The sequence below is a fragment of the Variovorax sp. V15 genome, from assembly GCF_041154425.1.
GTDB lineage: Bacteria > Pseudomonadota > Gammaproteobacteria > Burkholderiales > Burkholderiaceae_C > Variovorax > Variovorax guangxiensis.
On record NZ_AP028660.1, the window covers coordinates 40,279 to 58,403 of the forward strand.

Genomic DNA, 18,125 nt, shown 5'->3' on the forward strand with positions numbered 1-18,125 from the left:
TGCGCGGCCTCTTCCTCGACGCGCGGCGCTGCCAATGGCAGCAGCGGGGGCGACTCTCCCATTGCAAAGACGATCCGTCGGGCGCCTTGAGCCGGGGATCTCCTGCTGGCCAAGGCTCCCGTACTGCTGGCCGCGTGAGTGCCTGTGTGCACCTTCTGGCCCCTGCGCATGTCGGTGCCGTTGCTCGTCGATCTCATCGACTTGAGCGCACTGGTCCGTTTGCCACATCGATTGCATCGACAAATGAACGGGTGAATTCCATTTCTTGAATCAATGAGAGTTAACAAATGTGAACGATTTGGCGTTCGATGGAGAAATGCAAATTGCGCTCGAGAAATGGCAACTTTCGTTTCCCAGAGTGCACTAGAGTCCGCCCCGTCACCGAGGCCGCAGTGCCGGTCACACGCGATCGAGAGCGCGGTCATCCGGATGCGCCATCTTTCTTTATTGCCAGGACTCAAGTAATGAACAAGATATTTCGCGTCGTTTGGAACGACGCACTTGCCCTTTGGACCGTCGCCTCCGAATTCGGGCGTGGCCATGCGAGATCGACAGCGGCCTCCCAGGGTGCGAGCCTGGTTGCCGCCACCTTGCTGGCAGCGGTTTCCTTGCCGGCCGCTGCCGCATGCGCGACCGACACGAGCGCCAACACGGTCAGCTGCACGGGGACCGACCAGACCGCCACCGTGGGCAGCGGGCCGGCGACGCCGAGCGGCGTCGCGGTCGTGGTCACGTCGGGCACGACGGTCAGTACCGGCAACAGCTCGGGTATCAGCGTCGGCAACGCGGCCAGCATCGTGGTCCAGAGCAAGGCGACGGTCCAGAACAGCTCCACCGGCGCAGACAGCCCCTACGGAGGCAACCTCGGCGCCAACACGATCGAGTTCAACAACAACAGCACCCTCGTCGTCGAGCAAGGCGCCAACGTCTTTGCCGATGGGACAGCTTCCAACTCGGAAGCCGTCAATCCCTTGGGCAGCGGCAATACGATCATCAATCACGGCACCGTGCGATCGACCCACGCTGCGATCTGGTTCCAGGCGAATTCCGGCAACAACACGATCCTCAACACCGGCACGATGGAAGCAGGTTATGTGGCGGGCAACACCAATCCCGGCACCGCCACCGTGTTCGGCGCCAACGGAACCTCCGCCGTCGACTTCACCAACAAGGGCAGCGTGATCGGCTCGCTCAACTTTGCCAACGGCAACGATGCGCTGCATGTCTACACGGGGTCGTCGATCACCGGCAACATCAGCGGCGGTGGCGGCGCCAACCTCCTGACGCTCGAAAGCGACGACGGTGCCGCCGCGACGTTCGCGCCGCGATCCCTGGCTGGCTTCCAGACGCTGCAGAGCAATGGCGGGGCCTGGACCTTCAACGTCGCGCTGCCGTCCTCGGGCATCACCAGCACGACCGTCAACGGCGGCACGTTCATCCTCGGCGCCAACGCCAGCACCTACACGGGCAGCATGACCGTGGGTCCGGCCGGCGTATTGCAAAGCAGTGCGCAGTTCGCACCTTCGTCGATCACCGACAACGGTCTGGTGCGTTTCGCCCAACCCGACAACGCGACCTACGGTGGCCTCGTGAGCGGCACGGGCGGCATCGAGAAGACCGGCGCAGGTACGCTCACCTTGACGCAGGATCAAGCCTTCACAGGTACCACCACGGTCAGCGCCGGCGTGCTGCAACTCGGCAATGGTGGCACTACCGGCTCGGTGAAAGGCAACATCGTCGACAACGCGACGCTCACTGTCCAGCGCTCCAACGCGCTCACAGTGCCGGGCACCATCAGTGGCACCGGCTCGCTAGTGCAGGCCGGCACCGGCACGACGATCCTCGCTGCCGACAACACCTATGCCGGCGGCACCGTCATCAGCGCCGGCACGCTGCAGCTCGGCAATGGCGGCACCTCGGGCAGCATCGTGGGCAACATCCTCAACAACGCGACGCTGGCTATCAACCGCTCGGATGCGCTCACGGTATCGGGCACGATCAGCGGTTCCGGTTCGCTCGTCAAGGAAGGCGCCGGCACCACGACGCTCACCGCGGCTAACAGCTATGCCGGCGGCACTGCGCTCAAGCAAGGCCGATTGAACGTCGGCAACAGTCAGGCGCTGGGTACTGGCACGCTGGCGATGGATGACGGCACCACGCTCGGCTTTGTGGTCGACGGCCTGAACCTGGCCAACGCGATCCAGCTGACCGGCAGCAACGACCCGGTCATCGACACTGGCTTCTTCAACGCGTCCCTCAGCGGCGCCATCAACGGAGATGGCTTCATCACCAAGCTGGGCAGCGGTACGCTGACCCTCTCGGGGACCAATGGCTACACCGGCGCGACCAATGTGGCTGAAGGCACCCTGAAGGCGGGTGCCACGGGGACCTTCAGCGCCGCCTCGGCGCACACCGTGCAAAGCGGGGCCACGCTCGACCTCGCGGGCTTCAGTCAGACGGTCGCCTCGCTCGCCAATAGCGGCACGGTCTCGCTCGTGGGCACGGCACCGGGCACGACCCTCACCGTCAACGGCGCCTACGTGGGCAACAACGGCGTGCTGCGGCTCGGGACAGTTCTGGGCGACAGCACCAGCCTGAGCGATCGGCTGGTGCTCAATGGCGCGAGCGCCTCGGCCAGCGGCAGAACGACGGTGCAGATCACCCAACTCGGCGGGCTGGGAGCGCTGACCACAGGCAACGGCATCGAGGTGATCTCGGCGCTCAACGGCGCCACCACCACCGCGCAGTCCACCAAGGACGCCTTCTCGCTCGCAGGCGGTCACGTCGACGCCGGTGCCTACGAGTACCGGCTGTACGCTGCCGATGCCAACGGCGCAGGCGAGAACTGGTACCTGCGCTCGACCACCACGGCAACGGCCGCGACGGGCAACACGGCCAATGCGATCAATGCGACCGCCACAGGCAGCACTGTCACTGTGCAGGTCCCGACCTACCGGGCCGAAGTGCCGCTCTACGCGGCACTTCCGGGCCAACTGCGCCAGGGCAACCTCGCAATGCTCGGCAATCTGCACCTGCGGGTAGGCGATGACGATGCCAAGGTCAGCGCCGACGGGTCGCCTTCGCTCGCGTCCCTCTCCGCGGGCCGCCGCGCCTGGGCGCGCGTGCTCTCGACCGACATCGGCATCCAGCAGGGCGGTGCGGTATCGCCATCGAGCAAGGGCCGCCTCACCGGCTTCCAGGCCGGCACCGACCTGCTGGCCACACCGAACTGGCGCGCGGGCCTCTACGTCGGCCAGCTCGACGGCGATGCCAGCGTGAGAGGCTTCGCCAGCGGCATCCAGAACCTGGGCGTGGGCCGCAACGACCTGCGCAGCCAGTACCTGGGCGTGTATGGCACCTACACCAGCGACAGCGGCTTCTATGCCGACGCGGTGGTGCAGTCGGGCCGACACCGCTACACCGTCGAGCCGCTGGCGAGCCAGGGCATGAGCGGCAAGGGCAACAGCCTGCTGGGCTCCATCGAGGTGGGGCAGTCCTTCGCGCTGGGCGGCAGCGGCTGGCGCATCGAGCCGCAGCTGCAACTGATCCACCAGCACATGGACCTGGGTAACTCCGCCATCGTCGGCGCCGTCGTCCAGCCGCAGGCCGACAGCGGCTGGATCGCGCGTGCTGGCGTGCGGGTGAAGGGAGAGATCGCCACCGGCGTCGGCACACTGCAGCCGTACGGCCGCTTCAACGTCTACCGGACGTCGAGCGGCGCGGACATCGCCCGCTTCGTGAACGGCGCGACCACCACCGACATCGCAGCCCCGACCGGCGGTACGAGCACCGAACTCGCGGGCGGCTTCACGCTGGCCCTCGGCGAGTCGACGAGCCTGTACGGCGAAATCGGCAAGCTCTGGGCGAGCGGCGGCAACGCCAGGGTGAAGAGCTCGATCAACGGCTCGGTGGGCGTGCGCGTGAAGTGGTGAGATGAGGATCCGCCGCGTGTCGAATTGATCCGCGGCGGTGTATCTCAGACGTCCGTAAGGCAGCTTCGAGGCTGCTGCATGTTGGTGATCAATCCAGGGACGGACCCGAGCGGTTGGTTCGCGAGCGCATGACCGATCCGTCTCCGATCGCCAGTGGTCTCAGCCGCCGTCTATGCATCGAATTCTCGACGCAGCCCCTTGCCAGCCCACTCCTGCTGGGGGGCGACGCGGCAAAATGCCCGAGGAACGGTCGGGATGGCGACTTTTTTTCCTCTGGACACTGTCAATGCCGGAACGCGAGTTGCCCGGCATCCGTCCGGCATTGCTCGCCGGCGAGTCGCAGCGGGTGGCCCGCACACTCGTGAGGATCGCCCGGGTCAGGGCCCTGGCGCCGCCTTACAGGTTGCCGGACTTTTCCATCAAGCACACTGGCACGAGCGCTATCACGAAGACGCGGCGAATCGCTGGGTCCGTTCGATGGTGGCAGAACTCTTCCTGGAGGCGTGACGATCGTGCGCCGTTCCGCGCGGGGACCCAATGCCCGCGTGCAGGACACCGACACCGGCCGATTGACGAATGGACCGAGTCCTTCTGATGGCTTGGCGGGGCTTCACTTCGAAGCGTGGTTCCTGTGGGGATTCCGTCGCGAAGGCCGAAGCGGTGGCAGGGGTTCGGGACCGGACAGAGACAGCCGGCACCTGTTCGGGCGGAACTATTGCCGGCACTGCGGCTCACACCCGAAGCGCGCGCATTCTTGTCGTGTTTCGCTCTCTCCAAGGCTGACCACCAGCCTCTTGCCCGCTTCGTGCGGGCTTTTTCGTTTTCCGGGCGCACGCCTTCTGCCTCGGGCTGGCGCAGCCACGCTTTTCCCACTGGGGAGTGGCGGATGACCCCGAGCGGCAGCCCGAGCACTGCATCATCACCGTCAAGCCGAGTTCCCGACGAGCTGATCGCGCTGGTCCTCGAAGACGCAACGCCCAATACGTTGATGAATTCAGACGAGGCATTGCCGTTCATCCGGCGCATCAAGCAACTGACCGGGCGCTACCAGGTCCCTTACACGAACCCATACGCCCAGCTCATCTCGAGCAAGTTCAGGAACAGCGATTTCTCGCAAACGCTGCTTTGGTACGCGCGCTTCAAGGCGACGGTCGGTGATTTTCCGAGGGGCCGCGTGGCCGACCTATTCCCTATGGCAGTTCTTCAGCGAGATCCTGCCGCAGTTGCCTGTGAAGTGGACCCGTTCGGACATGGACGTCGTCTACAACGGCACGATCGAGGAATTGAAGGCCAGATGCCGGTAGACGGTAGTCCCGATGGATGCTTGCCCTTTGATCGAGTGCTGAAGGCCCGCGCCCCTTTTGACGTCCATACGTCTGTTTCCCTGCGGTTTTCCGGAGGATGCTCTTGCGGTGAGCGTTTTCGGACACACAAGGATCCGGCTGTCGCTGTTGCGGCTGTGCGCCTGGCCGCTGTCGTGTGGTCCTTGTCACACCACCTGTGCCGCGCTCGCCGGTGTCGCGCAGATCGATGGCCGCCCCATGCGAGCCTGCTTCCGATCTGAATCAGAGCTTGGCAGCGTGGAGGGGCGAAGGAGTAACACCATCCGCTTATGCTTGGCTGTTGATTTCCATCCAGAAGTGACCCAGTTGACGGTGTGATTTCCATCTAAAACTGACCCACGTAGTAACCCTAACCTGCTGCTTTTAGCGGCAGGAGCACAGGAGTGATTGACGTGGCGACACTGAGTGTCATCAGACGTTGGGCATTGCGTGAGCAACTGTCCATCCGAGAGATAGCCCGGCGCACGGGCTTGTCTCGCAACACCATCCGCAAGTACCTTCACGAGGGCGAGGCAGAGCCCAGCTACGCCAAGCGCATCAGCCCGAGCAAGCTCGACGCCTTCGCCGAGAAGCTCAGCGGCTGGCTCAAGAGCGAAGCGTCCAAGTCCCGTAAACAACGACGCACGCTCAAGCAGATGCACGCCGACCTGGCAGCGCTGGGCTACCAGGGGTCGTACAACCGCGTGGCCGCCTTCGCACGCGCGTGGCATGCGCAACGCCACGCGGTCCAGCAGACCACCGGGCGAGGCACCTTCGTGCCCCTGGCCTTCGGCCCCGGCGAGGCATTCCAGTTCGATTGGAGCGAGGACTGGGCGGTCATCGCCGGCGAGCGCACCAAGCTGCAGGTGGCGCACTTCAAGCTCAGCCACAGCCGCGCGTTCATCGTGCGCGCCTACCTGCTGCAGACCCACGAGATGCTGTTCGATGCACACAACCGGGCCTTCGAGGTGCTCGGCGGCGTGCCGCGACGGGGCATCTACGACAACATGAAGACGGCCGTGGACAAGGTGCGCCGCGGCAAGGAGCGCGATGTCAACGCGCGCTTCAGCGCCATGGTCAGTCACTACCTGTTCGAGGCCGAGTTCTGCAACCCGGCCTCGGGCTGGGAGAAGGGCCAGGTGGAGAAGAACGTGCGCGATGCGCGGCACCGGCTGTGGCAGCCCGTGCCGGCGTTTGCCACGCTGGCGCTGCTCAACGACTGGCTGGAGGAGCGCTGCAAGGCGTTGTGGGGCGAGATCATCCACGGCAAGCTGCCCGGCACGGTGGCGGATGTATGGGCGCAGGAGCGGCCCTTGCTCATGCCTGTGCCACGGCCCTTCGACGGCTTCGTGGAACACACCAAACGCGTCTCTCCGACCTGCCTGGTGCACTTCGAGCGCAACCGCTACAGCGTACCGGCCTCGTATGCGAACCGCCCTGTAAGCCTACGGGTGTACGCTGCCCGGCTGGTCGTCGCGGCCGAGGGGCAGGTGATCTGTGAGCACGAGCGGGTGTTCGAGCCGGGGCATCGCCACGGTGGTCATACCGTCTACGACTGGCGCCACTACCTGGCGGTCGTGCAGCGCAAGCCCGGGGCGCTGAGGAACGGCGCGCCCTTCAGCGACCTTCCGCAGGGCTTCCGTCGCCTGCAGGCGGTGCTGCTGAAGCAGCCAGGCGGGGACCGCGAGATGGTGGAGATCCTGGCGCTGGTGTTGCACCATGACGAGCAGGCGGTGCTGACCGCAGTCGAGCTGTCCCTGGAAGCTGGCGTGGCCAGCAAGACCCATGTGCTGAACGTGCTGCACCGGTTGCTGGACGCCAAGCCCGTGGCGCCTGCGCCGGTCACGGCGCCACAGGCGCTGCGCCTTGTGACCGAGCCGAAGGCCGACGTGCGGCGCTACGACACCCTCAGAGGCCGCGCAAGCGCTGCCAACACGATGATCACCCGGGAGGTGCGCCATGCGACATGATCCAGCGAGCGGGGCCATCGTGATCATGCTGCGTGAGCTCAAGATGCACGGCATGGCGCAGGCCGTGGCGGAGCTGGCCGAACAGGGATCGCCCGCCTTCGAGGCGGCCCAACCGATGCTCTCGCAATTGCTCAAGGCGGAGATGGCTGAGCGGGAGGTGCGTACGGTGGCCTATCAATTGAAGCTCGCGCGCTTACCCGTCTACCGCGACCTCGCAGGCTTCGACTTCGCCCACAGCGAGGTCAATGAAGCCCTGGTGCGCCAGTTGCATCGGTGTGAATTCATGGACGATGCACAGAACGTGGTCCTCGTGGGAGGACCGGGCACAGGCAAGTCCCACCTTGCTACGGCCTTGGGCGTGCAAGCCATCGAGCATCACCGTTGCCGCATACGCTTCTTCTCTACGGTCGATCTGGTCAACGCGCTGGAGCGGGAGAAGGCCAGTGACAATTCCGGGCGCATCGCGCACAGGCTGATGCATATGGACATGGTGGTGCTTGACGAATTGGGCTACCTGCCGTTCAGTGCTTCAGGTGGTGCGCTGCTGTTCCACTTGCTGTCCAAGCTCTACGAGCGCACGAGCGTGGTGATCACTACGAACCTGAGCTTCAGCGAGTGGGCCAGTGTGTTCGGCGATGCGAAGATGACCACTGCATTGCTGGATCGGCTTACGCATCGCTGCCATATCCTGGAAACTGGAAACGACAGCTTCCGGTTCAAGCACAGCACCGCGCAATCCGTTCAGCAAGTCCAACCAAAGAAGGAGAAAACCAAGAACTTATCCACATCGTGAGCCACCAGGCTCACAAAGAGGGTGGGTCAATATTCGATGGAAATGCCGGGTCAGGATTCCATGGAAATCAACATCTAGGTGTCAAGAAGTCATCTTCCTGATAGATAGACAAAACACCCGGCTGGTGGTATGTCGGTGCGGCCGTATGCGAAGGGGATCGCGAAATTGAAGATCCCGCGCTGAATGCGCCAGCCACTCGGTGTGCACATCGTCCGGCGCTGGCTCTACCCCGATCCGGCGCAGGTCGAATGTCGCTGTCGGGCGCGCTGCAGACTGTCGAGGGTATAGCGACGAGCGTTCGCCGAGTCCTCTGTTGAAGAGCGAAGAGCGCTGGGCTCACTGCATAACCAGCCCAGGATGTCTGCCGCATTCCCGCCGAATCGGGATTCCTGAAAATCAACCCGTGAGGCAACCAATCGATCTCAGGCCGACAGCCGTGCGCCTGCATCCCTGCGGTTGACCTCGTAGAACAGGCCTCGAAGCCAACGATTGGCCGGGTCGTTCTGCATGCGGCGGTGCCAGAACTGCTGCACCTGCAGTTGCGGCGGGCGAAATGGCAGCGCGATCTCGCGCAGCGGAATGTGGCGGCCCACGACGGTCGCGATGTCTTGCGGCACCGTGGCGATCAGGTCGGTGCCCGGCAGCAGCGCCAGCAAGCTCATGAAGTGCGAGAGCTCCAGCGTCACGTTGCGCTGCCATCCCTTGCCGTCCAGGAAGCGCTCGAGCAGGTGCTCGCGCCCGTCGGGCCGCACCACCACGTGTCGCGCGGCGAGGTACTGCTTGAGCGTCATGCGCGCGCCGACGGTGCCGTTGCCGGCGCAGGTGATGCATTCGTAGGTGCTGGTGAACAGGCCCTGCTGGAAATAGCCTGCCTTCTGCAGGTCCGGGAAGAAGCCCACGGCGAGGTCGGCTTCGCCCTTCTCGAGCGCATCGGCCGCGGCGGTCCGCGACCTCGAGAGCGCGTGCAGGCGCACCCCCGGGGCCTCGCGTCGCAGGCGAGGCAAGACGCCCGGAAGAAACGCCACTTCGCCGATGTCCGGCGTGAGGATGACGAAGCTGCGCTGCGCCTGCAGGGGGTCGAAGTGCGGCGACTGAAGGATCTCTGTCTGGATCGTCTGCACCACCTTGCGCACCACCGGCGCGAGTTGCAGTGCGCGCGGCGTGGGCTCCATCTGCGAGGCGGTGCGAACGAAGAGCGAATCTCCGAAGGTCTCGCGCAGCCGTGCGAGCGCGCCACTCGTGGCCGACTGGCTCAGCCCGATGGCCTCCGCCGTCTTGTTGACGCTGCGCGCCTTCATCAGCGTGTCGAAGAGCACGAGCAGGTTGAGATCGATCGAATGAATATCCATGAAACCGATTTTATGAATCCATCAAATCGCCTGTACAGCATGGATCGCGCTGCCTAGGATGCGCCCCAGGAGACATGAGCGTGAGAGCGAACCACCACATCCAGGCGTGCCATCACTGCGGCGGCATCGACGTGCATGCGCACGTCGTGCCGGAGAACTTCCCCGCCTACGTGGGCTCGCGGGTGCCCTCCGAGTGGCCCTCGATGGCGGCGGCTCAAGCCTGCCATCGCCACGTGATGATCTCGGGCAAGGTGTACCGCACGGTCTCCGACAGATGCTGGGATGTGACGAAGCGCCTGGAAGACCTGCCCGGCATGGGCATCGGTCTGCAGGTCGTCTCGCCGATGCCGGAGTTGCTGTCGTACTGGATGGCACCCGCCGACGCACAGCAGTTGCTGCGCTTTCTCAACGAGCAGATCGCCGCGATGGCGGCCGAGGCCGGCGGCAGGCTGGCCGGCCTGGGGGCGGTGCCGCTGCAGGACATGGACCTCGCGATCCGCGAGCTCGAACACGCGGTCCGCACGCTCGGGCTGCGTGGCGTGGAGATCGGGAGCAACATCAACGGCTTGCCGATCGGCGCGCCCGCGCTCGATCCTTTCTTCGAGGCCTGCGAGGCGCTGGGCGCGGCGGTGTTCGTGCATGCGCTTCGACCTGCCGGGATGGACCGCCTGGTGGGCCCCGCGGCGCTGCAGCAGGTGCTGGCCTATCCGGGCGACGTCGGGCTCGCGGCGGCGTCGGCGATCACCGGCAACCTGCTTGTGCGCCGGCCGGGGCTGCGCCTCGCCTTCAGCCATGGCGGCGGCACGCTCGCCTCGCTGCTGCCGCGGCTGCAGCATGGCTGGAGCGTGTTCCCCGCACTCAAAGAGAGCGTGGCGGTATCGCCCGTCGAGCAGGCCCACGGCTTCTTCTACGACACGCTGGTGTTCGACACGACGACGCTGAGGCATCTGGTCGACATGTTCGGCGCCAGCCAGCTCATGGTCGGTACCGACCATCCCTTCAATTTCCATGACCGCACGCCGGTGGCGCGCATCGAAGCCGCCGGCTTCGACGCCGACATTACGGCGGCGCTCGTTCATCGCAATGCCGAGCGCTATCTCGGCCTCGAAAGGACTGCACCATGAGTTCTCCCTGGATCGAAGGGCTGCGCAGCGTCAGCCTGAGCGTGCCGGACCTGGACCAGGCCGAGGCCTTCTACACGTCCGTCTGGCGGCTGGAGGTGGCGCACCGCGGCGCCGATGCGCTGTATCTGCGAGGCAGCGGACGCGATGCGTACCTGCTGGCCCTGTACCGGCGCGATGGCTCGCCGCAGATCCTGCGCGTCACGCTGCGCTCGCATAGCGCCGAGGCACTGGCGGAAGTGGCGAAGCGTGCCGTGGCCGCCGGTGGCCAGCTCTTGCGCACAACATCGGCCGTCGACGATCCGGCAGGCGGCATCGGCATCCTCGTGCGCGACCCTCATGGGCGTGTTTTTGAGGTGGTGCACGGCGACGTGCAGCACGGGGCCGTGGCGCCCGAGCGCGACCGGCCCCAGCGCCTCACCCACGTGGTGCTCAACAGCCATGCCGTCGACGAAACGCAGGCCTTCCTGACCCAGGCCTTCGGCTTGCGCCTTGCGGACCGCACGGCGGCCATCGCCTTCATGAACTGCAACAGCGACCATCACACGCTGGCGATCGGCGTCAGCGACAACGACGCGCTCAACCACATTGCCTTCCTGATGCCCGACGGCGACGCGGTGATGCGCGGCGGCGGCCGGATGAAGGACGCCGGCTACCCGATCCAGTGGGGTCCCGGACGCCACGGCCCCGGCAACAACCTCTTCAACTACTTCATCGATCCCTTCGGCGTCGTCATCGAGTACACGGCCGAGGTCGAGCAGGTCGACGACAGCTACCTGGCGCGCGGCCCCGAGGACTGGAAGTGGCCGCCCGGGCGCGTCGACCAGTGGGGCATTTCCGCTGCGCCCGGCACGACGCTCAAGGAAGCACAACGGCGCGTTCTGTTCGCGCCCCTCTGATTCAACCCCAACCCAGCGAGCCATGAAATTCACCACCTACCTGCGCGATGGCGCACCCCGCCTGGCCGTCGTCGACGGCGACCGGATCATTGACCTCCAGGACGCCGATCCGAACGCGCCAGCCGATCTCCGGCTGGCCCTGAAGGCCGGCATCGACCTGCATGCCGCGGCGCAGGCGGCGCTGAAGAGCTCCGGCGCGCCGCAAGCCCTGTCCGCCGTCAAGCTCGCGCCGCTGGTGCCCGAGCCCGGCAAGACGGTCTGCCTCGGCCTGAACTACTTCGACCACGCCAAGGAGGGTGGGCGTGACAAGCCCGAGTACCCGTGGTTCTTCTTCCGCGGCGCGAGCTCGCTGATGGCGCACGGTGATGCGGGCGTCGTCCCGCGCGTGTCCGCGAAGTTCGACTACGAGGCCGAGCTGGCGGTGGTCATCGGCCGCAAGGTGCCGCGCCACGCGAAGGAAGCCGACGCGCTGCAGTACGTCTTCGGCTACAGCTGCTTCAACGACATGAGCGTGCGCGACTACCAGAAGCGCACGCCGCAGTGGACCATCGGCAAGAACTTCGACGGCACCGGCGGGTTTGGTCCGGTGCTCGTGACGGCCGACGAACTGCCGCCGGGCGCGGTGGGCCTCCGGATCCAGGGTCGTCTGAACGGCGAGCTGATGCAGGACGCCAACACGAGCGACATGATCTTCAACGTGGCCGAGACCATCGCGCTGCTGGCCGAAGTGCTCACGCTGGAGCCGGGCGACGTGATCGTGATGGGCACGCCCGCCGGCGTCGGCCAGGCGCGCACGCCGCCCGTGTGGATGAAGGCCGGCGATCGCTACGAGGTCGAGATCGAGCGCATCGGCACGCTGGTCAACCCGATCGTCGCCGAGGCGCCATGAGCGATCCGGTCTACGATGTCGCCATCGTCGGCTACGGGCCGGCAGGCCAGGTCGCGGCGGGGCTGCTGGGGCAGCGCGGGCTGAAGGTCTACGTGTGCGACCGGCTGAAGGACGTCTACCAGATCCCTCGCGCGATCTCGCTCGACCACGAGATCATGCGGGTGTTTCAGCAACTGGGCGTGGCCGACGCGATCGAGCCTTTCACGGAGCCGTTCTCGAACTCGGAGTACTTCGGCGTCGACGGCCAGCTCATCCGTCGCATGACGATGTTGCCGCCACCCTATCCGCAGGGCTACACGCCTTCCGTGGTGTTCACGCAGCCGCCGGTGGAGCGCGCGCTGCGGGCCCGGGTGGCGCAGATGCCCAATGTCACCGTCGAACTCGGCGCGGAGATGAAGCACCTGGCCCACGACGATGCGCAGGTAGTACTGACCATCCAGCGCGACGGCGCTTCGCGCACGGTCCGCGCGAAGTACGCCATCGGGTGCGATGGTGGCGCGAGCCCGGTGCGCACGCAGCTGGGCATCGCGCTGGACGATCTGGATTTCGACGAACCGTGGCTGGTGGTGGACGTGCTGGTGAACGAGCGCGGCATGGCCAAGCTGCCGAAGGTGAGCGTGCAGTACTGCGAGCCGCAACGTCCCTGCACACTGGTGCTGGGACCAAAGAACCATCGGCGCTGGGAGATCTCGCTCATGCCCGGCGAGGACCCGAAGGCGTTCGAGTCGGACGCGCAGACCTGGAAGCAGCTTTCGCGCTGGATCGGGCCCGAGGACGGCGAGCTGTGGCGCCAGGCGAGCTACCGGTTCCACGCCCTGGTGGCGCGCGACTGGCGCCAGGGCCGGGTGTTCCTTGCGGGCGACGCGGCGCACATGCAGCCACCTTTTCTCGGACAGGGCATGTGCCAAGGCATACGCGATGCGGCCAACCTCAGCTGGAAGCTCGCGGCGGTGCTGGCCGGCGATGTCCAGGGCGGCGCCGGCGAGGCGCTCCTAGACAGCTACGGCCAGGAACGCAGGGCGCATGTGCGCGAGCTCACCAGCCGCATCAAGGAGATCGGCGCGGTGATCTGCGAGCGCGACGAGGCCACGGCCCGTGCGCGCGACGCGAAGCTCCTGGCCGATGGCGGTGGCGAGGTCCGGGACACACCGCGGCAGGACATCCTGCCGCGGCTCGAGGCAGGTCTCCTGTCCACCAACGCAAGCACCGGCCGCGGGGCGCTGTTCCCTCAGCCCTGGCTGCGCACGGACCGGGAACTGCTGCGCATGGACGAGATGTTCGGCCATGGATGGCGGCTGGTGCTGTCCGCCGCCTTGGCGCACACGGTCGAGCACGCGGTCGAGCAGGGGGAGGGGGGCGAGCCCGGCTTCGCGGGATTGCGCACGATCCGGCTGGCTTGCACCCCCGAAGCCGAAGGCGTGGTGGCTGGCTGGATGCAGCGGCACGGCTGCGTGGCCGCGCTCGTGCGGCCCGACCACTACGTCTACGGCGTCGCCCGGGACGCTGAAGGCATCGGCGCGCTCGTCGAGGAAGCGGCGGCCGCGCTCGGCCTCACGCTGGCGTGCACGACCTGAGGGCTGGACGCTCCCTATTCAAAAACGAAGGAGACAACACCGTGAATCGTCGACAACTGCAACTGGGTGCGGCCGCCGCCGCGGTCTGGCTGATCGCGCCAATGGCATCGGCACAGAACTGGCCGGACAAGCCTGTGAAGCTGATCCTTTCGCAGCCTGCGGGCTCGGGTCCCGATGCGGTCGCGCGGCTGATCGGCGACCAGCTCTCGCGCAAGTGGGGCCAGCCGATCATCGTGGAGAACCGCCCGGGCGGACAGAATGCGATCGGGGCGCAGGCCGCAGCGAAGGCGGCGCCCGACGGCTACACCTTCTATTTCGCGACCGCCGCGGCGCTGGTCACCAACGTCTACCTGTTCAAGAACCTGCCGTACGACCCGCAGAAGAACTTCACGCCCGTCGGGATGATCGGCAAGGTGCCGTTCGCGCTGTCGGTCAACGCGTCATCCAAGCTCAGGTCGCTGCAGGAGTTCGTGAACCACGCCAAGGCCAATCCGGGCAAGCTGACCGTGGCCAACGAAGGCCCGAAGACCTTCAGCGGCATGGTGACGCGCCTGCTCGCCGCCGACGTGGCGATCGACGTCAACTCGGTTCCGTTCTCTTCCGTCGCCGCCGCGGTGACGGACACGGTCGGCGGCCAGACCGAAGCGCTGGTGAGCGACGTTCCGTCGATCGCGCAGATGGTGGCCGCCGGCAAGCTGCGACCCCTGGCCGTCACGACCGGCAAGCGCATCGCCGGCTGGGACAACGTGCCTGCCGTCTCGGAGACCCTGCCGGGCTTCGACTATTCCGGCTGGATGGGCATCGTCGCGCCCGCGGGCACGCCGGCGCCCGCGGTGCAGCGCTTCAACCGCGACCTTGACGCGGTCCTGAAGGACAAGGGCATGGCCGAGCGCCTCCTGGCCATCGGCCCCGTGACCGAAGGCGCCGGGACCGTCGATCAGATGGCCGCTTATCTCGCCGCGGAACACCGGCGCTGGGCCAAGCTCGCGAACGATCTGAGCATCCTCCCCGAATAACAGAGTCCCGACGTCAGGAGACAAGCATGCACAGAAGATCCGTACTCAAGAGCGCAGGCGCGGCGGCAATGGCCGCGGCGTTGCGTCCGGCCCTCGCGCAGCAGGACAGGACGGCATTCGTGATCTCGGGGTTTCCGGCCGGCGGGATGGGTGACCAAGTCGCCCGGCCGCTGGCGGAGAAACTGCGCGGCAAGTACGCCTCGAACGTGGTGGTCGACACGCGGGTGGGCGCTGGTGGTCGCATCGCGGTCGAGTACGTGCGCCGCGCGAGCGCGGATGGGATGACCATCCTGCAGATCCCGAGTTCGCCGATGACGCTGTATCCCAACACGTACCGCAAACTCAGCTACGACCCGCTCGCCGATTTCGTGCCGGTCTCCACCACGGTCACCTATGCCTTCGTGTTGACGGCCGGCCCCGGCGTGCCACCGGAAGTCCGGACACTGGCGGACTACCTCAAGTGGGTGCAGCTCGACGCGAAGAGCGCCAACTATGGCGTGCCGGCGGCAGGTTCGGCCCTGCACTTCGTCGGCATGATGCTCGACAACCACATCGGCAAGAAGCTCACCGCCATCCCCTACAAGGGCGGCGCGCCGCTGCTCAACGACGTGCTCGGCGGCCAGGTTCCGGTGAGCGTGAGCGTCCTCGGCGAGGTGATGCCGCACATCCGCAGCGGCCGCCTGCGCGGGCTGGCAGTGTCCAGCGCGCAGCGCTCGCCCTTCCTGCCGGAGGTGCCGACGTTTGCGGAGCAGGGCTATGCGGACATCGTGGTGCAGGAGTGGCTCGGGTGGTTCCTGCCCGCGAAATCCCCTGGGGACAAGGTGCAGCAGCTCAATGCGCTGGTGCGCGAGGGGCTGCGGGACCCGGCGCTGATCGAATCGCTCGCGAAAAACGGCCTGACCCCTGTCCACCAGCCGCCCGAGGAATTCGCGAAGCTGGTGCGAAGCGACCTTGCCCGCTGGACGCCGGTCGTGAAGGCGTCGGGTTTCACCGCGGAGGATTGACATGGGCCTGGAACTCACCGGTGCGCAAGCCCTCGTGCGGGTGCTGCTCGGCGAAGCGGTGCGGCATGTGTACGGCATCGTCGGCGGCAAGCTCAGTCCGCTGCTGCACGCCATTTCCGAGCATCCCGAGCTGCGGTTCATCGGCACGCGCCATGAAGGCGCAGGCCCGATGATGGCCGCGGCGAACTTCGCCGGCACCGGACAGCTTGCGGTGGCGATCGCGGAGATGGGCCCCGGCGGGCTGAACATGGTCTCGGGGCTCGGTGTCGCCTTCAACAACAACCTGCCGCTGTTGGCGATCACGACCAACCAGCACCGCGCGGCCGCCTACCCGCACAGCGGCATGTTCATGGACCTCGACACGGTGGCGGCCAGCCGCCCCGTCGTGAAGTGGAACGCGGTCGTGCACGACGCGCGCCGCATCCCGGAAATCGCACGCCGCGCGATCCGCGAGGCGCTCAGCGGCCGGCCGGGGCCGGTGCACCTGGACATTCCGCAAGACGTGCTGGGCCAGGTGTGCCGTTTCCCGATCGATGAGTTCGATCTCGCGCCGCAGCGCTACCGGCCCATCGGGCGCGTGCGTCCCGACGCACGCGCCGTGCGCGACGCCGCGAAGCTGCTCGCCCAAGCGCGCCGTCCGCTGATCGTGGCCGGAGGGGGCGTGGTCGCCAGCGAGGCGGCCGAACAGGTGCGCGAGCTCGCGCACCGTCTCGATTGTCCGGTGATCCCCACCCAGATGGCGCTCGGCGTGGTGCCGAGCGACAGTGCGCACTTCATCGGTCACGGCGGCCTGATCGCCGGTGCGCCGGTCAAAGAGGCTTTTGCGGAGGCGGACGTGATCCTCGGTGTCGGCTGCCGATGGTCCTCGTGGATGTGGGACGAGCAGGGGCCGTTCGCACGACGCAGCCACCAGACCATCGCGATCAACATCGACCCGTCGGCGCTGGGCCACCCGGCCGTCCACCAGGTGGCGATGCAGGCCGATGCAGGCGCGGCGCTCGACGACCTGCTCGCTGCGACCGCCGAGGACTGGCAATCCTGCGTCGATTCCGGCTGGCGCCTGCGCCTGAAGGCATCGCGCGAGCGCTATGAGGAGGGGATCGCGGCCAGCGCGGCCGCGCCGGCGCCCGCGTCCCAGCATGCGATGCATCCCGCCGCCCTGGCGCGCGAAATCGCGCGCGCACTGCCGCGTGATGCGCTGGCGGTCTACGACGGCGGCCACACCACCTTCTGGTCCAACGACCTGATACCGGTGCACGCGGTGCGCACGCGCTTCCATGAACCGGGCATGAGCCATCTCGGCTTCGGCTTGCCGTATGCCCTGGCGCTGAAGGCGGTACGCCCCGGGCAACCGGTGGTGCTCATCACGGGCGATGGCTCTTTCGGCTTCACCCTGAACGAGCTCGATACGGCGCGCCGCTACGGGCTGGCCGTGCTCACCATTGTTCACAACAACGAGGCCTGGGGCATCATCCGCGCCGGTCAGAAGAACGCGCTCGGCTTCGAGCTGGGCACGTCGCTCGAAGGCACCGACTATGCCGCCATCGCCAGGGGCTTCGGTTCCCATGGCGAGCGGGTCGACGCACCGGAACAGGTGGGGCCGGCCATCGGACGGGCGCTCGCGAGCGGCCTGCCTGCGGTGCTCGACTGCCGCACCCACTTTGTGCCGCACCCCGCGATGCCGATGTTCGCCAGCATGAACCGCTACGGCTTCGCCGCTCCCGACGCGTCTTTACCCAAACCCCACCACTGACGACCACCATGACCAGCCTGACACTCGACCAAGCCAACACCATCATCGCTGCCGCCCTGGCCAGATCCAAGGCCTCTGGCTTCAAGCCGATGGGGATCGCGGTTCTCGATGCCGCAGGCCATCTCAAGGCCTTCGCGAGCGAGGATGGCGCCAGCATGTTCCGTTTCGACGTGGCCCGTGCGAAGGCGTGGGGTGCAGTTGGCATGGGCGCTTCGAGCCGCACGCTGGCCGAACGCGCCAAGGACAACCCGAACTTCTTCGTGTCGCTGTCGGCCACCGCTCAGGGCCGCTTCCTGCCGCAGACCGGCGCCGTGGTGATCAAGGATGCGAGCGGCCGCGTGATCGGCGCGGTCGGTGCCAGCGGCGGAACCGGCGAGGAAGATGAGCTCATCTGCATCGCCGGTGCGGAGGCCGCAGGCCTGAAGCACGGCTGAGCGTCAATTCATCGTGAATGTGGAATCCGTCATGTCTGCGATGCGTTTGCGTGCCGCCGTGGCAAGTGG

12 protein-coding genes are annotated in these 18,125 nt (G+C 66.6%); 11 read left to right on the forward strand and 1 reads right to left on the reverse strand.

Annotated features, from left to right (window positions below; translation table 11 throughout):
• Positions 1–464: 464 nt before the first annotated feature.
• The 3 genes from ACAM57_RS32590 (at position 465) to istB (ending at position 8,017) form a co-directional block, all read left to right on the forward strand.
• Positions 465–3,932, forward strand: a complete 3,468-nt coding sequence (locus ACAM57_RS32590) for an autotransporter outer membrane beta-barrel domain-containing protein (protein ID WP_369662741.1) — start codon at positions 465–467, stop codon at positions 3,930–3,932.
• 1,726 nt (positions 3,933–5,658) lie between these two features.
• Positions 5,659–7,224, forward strand: a complete 1,566-nt coding sequence (gene istA, locus ACAM57_RS32595; RefSeq protein WP_369662742.1) for an IS21 family transposase — start codon at positions 5,659–5,661, stop codon at positions 7,222–7,224.
• Entirely contained in the window at positions 7,214–8,017 is an 804-nt protein-coding gene (gene istB / locus ACAM57_RS32600) for an IS21-like element helper ATPase IstB (protein ID WP_369659754.1), read from the forward strand. Before istA ends, istB begins: the two co-directional genes overlap by 11 nt.
• A 422-nt stretch (positions 8,018–8,439) precedes the next feature.
• Here istB and ACAM57_RS32605 read toward each other — a convergent pair whose 3' ends face one another.
• Positions 8,440–9,366: a LysR family transcriptional regulator gene (locus tag ACAM57_RS32605; protein ID WP_369662743.1), complete on the reverse strand. Its 927-nt coding sequence runs from the start codon at positions 9,364–9,366 to the stop codon at positions 8,440–8,442.
• Between the two features lie 74 nt (positions 9,367–9,440).
• On the opposite strand from ACAM57_RS32605, the gene ACAM57_RS32610 reads away from it, so the two are divergent.
• The 8 genes from ACAM57_RS32610 to ACAM57_RS32645 are packed head-to-tail and all read left to right on the forward strand — an operon-like array spanning position 9,441 to position 18,056.
• Positions 9,441–10,490, forward strand: a complete 1,050-nt coding sequence (locus ACAM57_RS32610) for an amidohydrolase family protein (RefSeq protein ID WP_369662744.1) — start codon at positions 9,441–9,443, stop codon at positions 10,488–10,490.
• Positions 10,487–11,386: a VOC family protein gene (locus ACAM57_RS32615; protein ID WP_369662745.1), complete on the forward strand. Its 900-nt coding sequence runs from the start codon at positions 10,487–10,489 to the stop codon at positions 11,384–11,386. The genes ACAM57_RS32610 and ACAM57_RS32615 overlap by 4 nt, the downstream gene beginning before the upstream one ends.
• A gap of 22 nt (positions 11,387–11,408) precedes the next feature.
• Positions 11,409–12,275: a fumarylacetoacetate hydrolase family protein gene (locus tag ACAM57_RS32620; RefSeq protein WP_369662746.1), complete on the forward strand. Its 867-nt coding sequence runs from the start codon at positions 11,409–11,411 to the stop codon at positions 12,273–12,275.
• Positions 12,272–13,849: a bifunctional 3-(3-hydroxy-phenyl)propionate/3-hydroxycinnamic acid hydroxylase gene (locus ACAM57_RS32625; RefSeq protein ID WP_369662747.1), complete on the forward strand. Its 1,578-nt coding sequence runs from the start codon at positions 12,272–12,274 to the stop codon at positions 13,847–13,849. Before ACAM57_RS32620 ends, ACAM57_RS32625 begins: the two co-directional genes overlap by 4 nt.
• A 41-nt stretch (positions 13,850–13,890) precedes the next feature.
• A complete protein-coding gene (locus ACAM57_RS32630) occupies positions 13,891–14,865 on the forward strand; it encodes a Bug family tripartite tricarboxylate transporter substrate binding protein (protein WP_369662748.1) in 975 nt (324 codons plus the stop codon).
• Positions 14,866–14,891: 26 nt separating this feature from the next.
• Positions 14,892–15,869: a Bug family tripartite tricarboxylate transporter substrate binding protein gene (locus ACAM57_RS32635; RefSeq protein WP_369662749.1), complete on the forward strand. Its 978-nt coding sequence runs from the start codon at positions 14,892–14,894 to the stop codon at positions 15,867–15,869.
• 1 nt (position 15,870) lies between these two features.
• Positions 15,871–17,622, forward strand: a complete 1,752-nt coding sequence (locus ACAM57_RS32640; RefSeq protein ID WP_369662750.1) for a thiamine pyrophosphate-binding protein — start codon at positions 15,871–15,873, stop codon at positions 17,620–17,622.
• Positions 17,623–17,630: 8 nt separating this feature from the next.
• The gene (locus tag ACAM57_RS32645; protein ID WP_369662751.1) at positions 17,631–18,056 is read left to right on the forward strand and encodes a heme-binding protein; all 426 of its coding nucleotides are present in this window, start codon (positions 17,631–17,633) and stop codon (positions 18,054–18,056) included.
• Positions 18,057–18,125 lie beyond the last annotated feature (69 nt).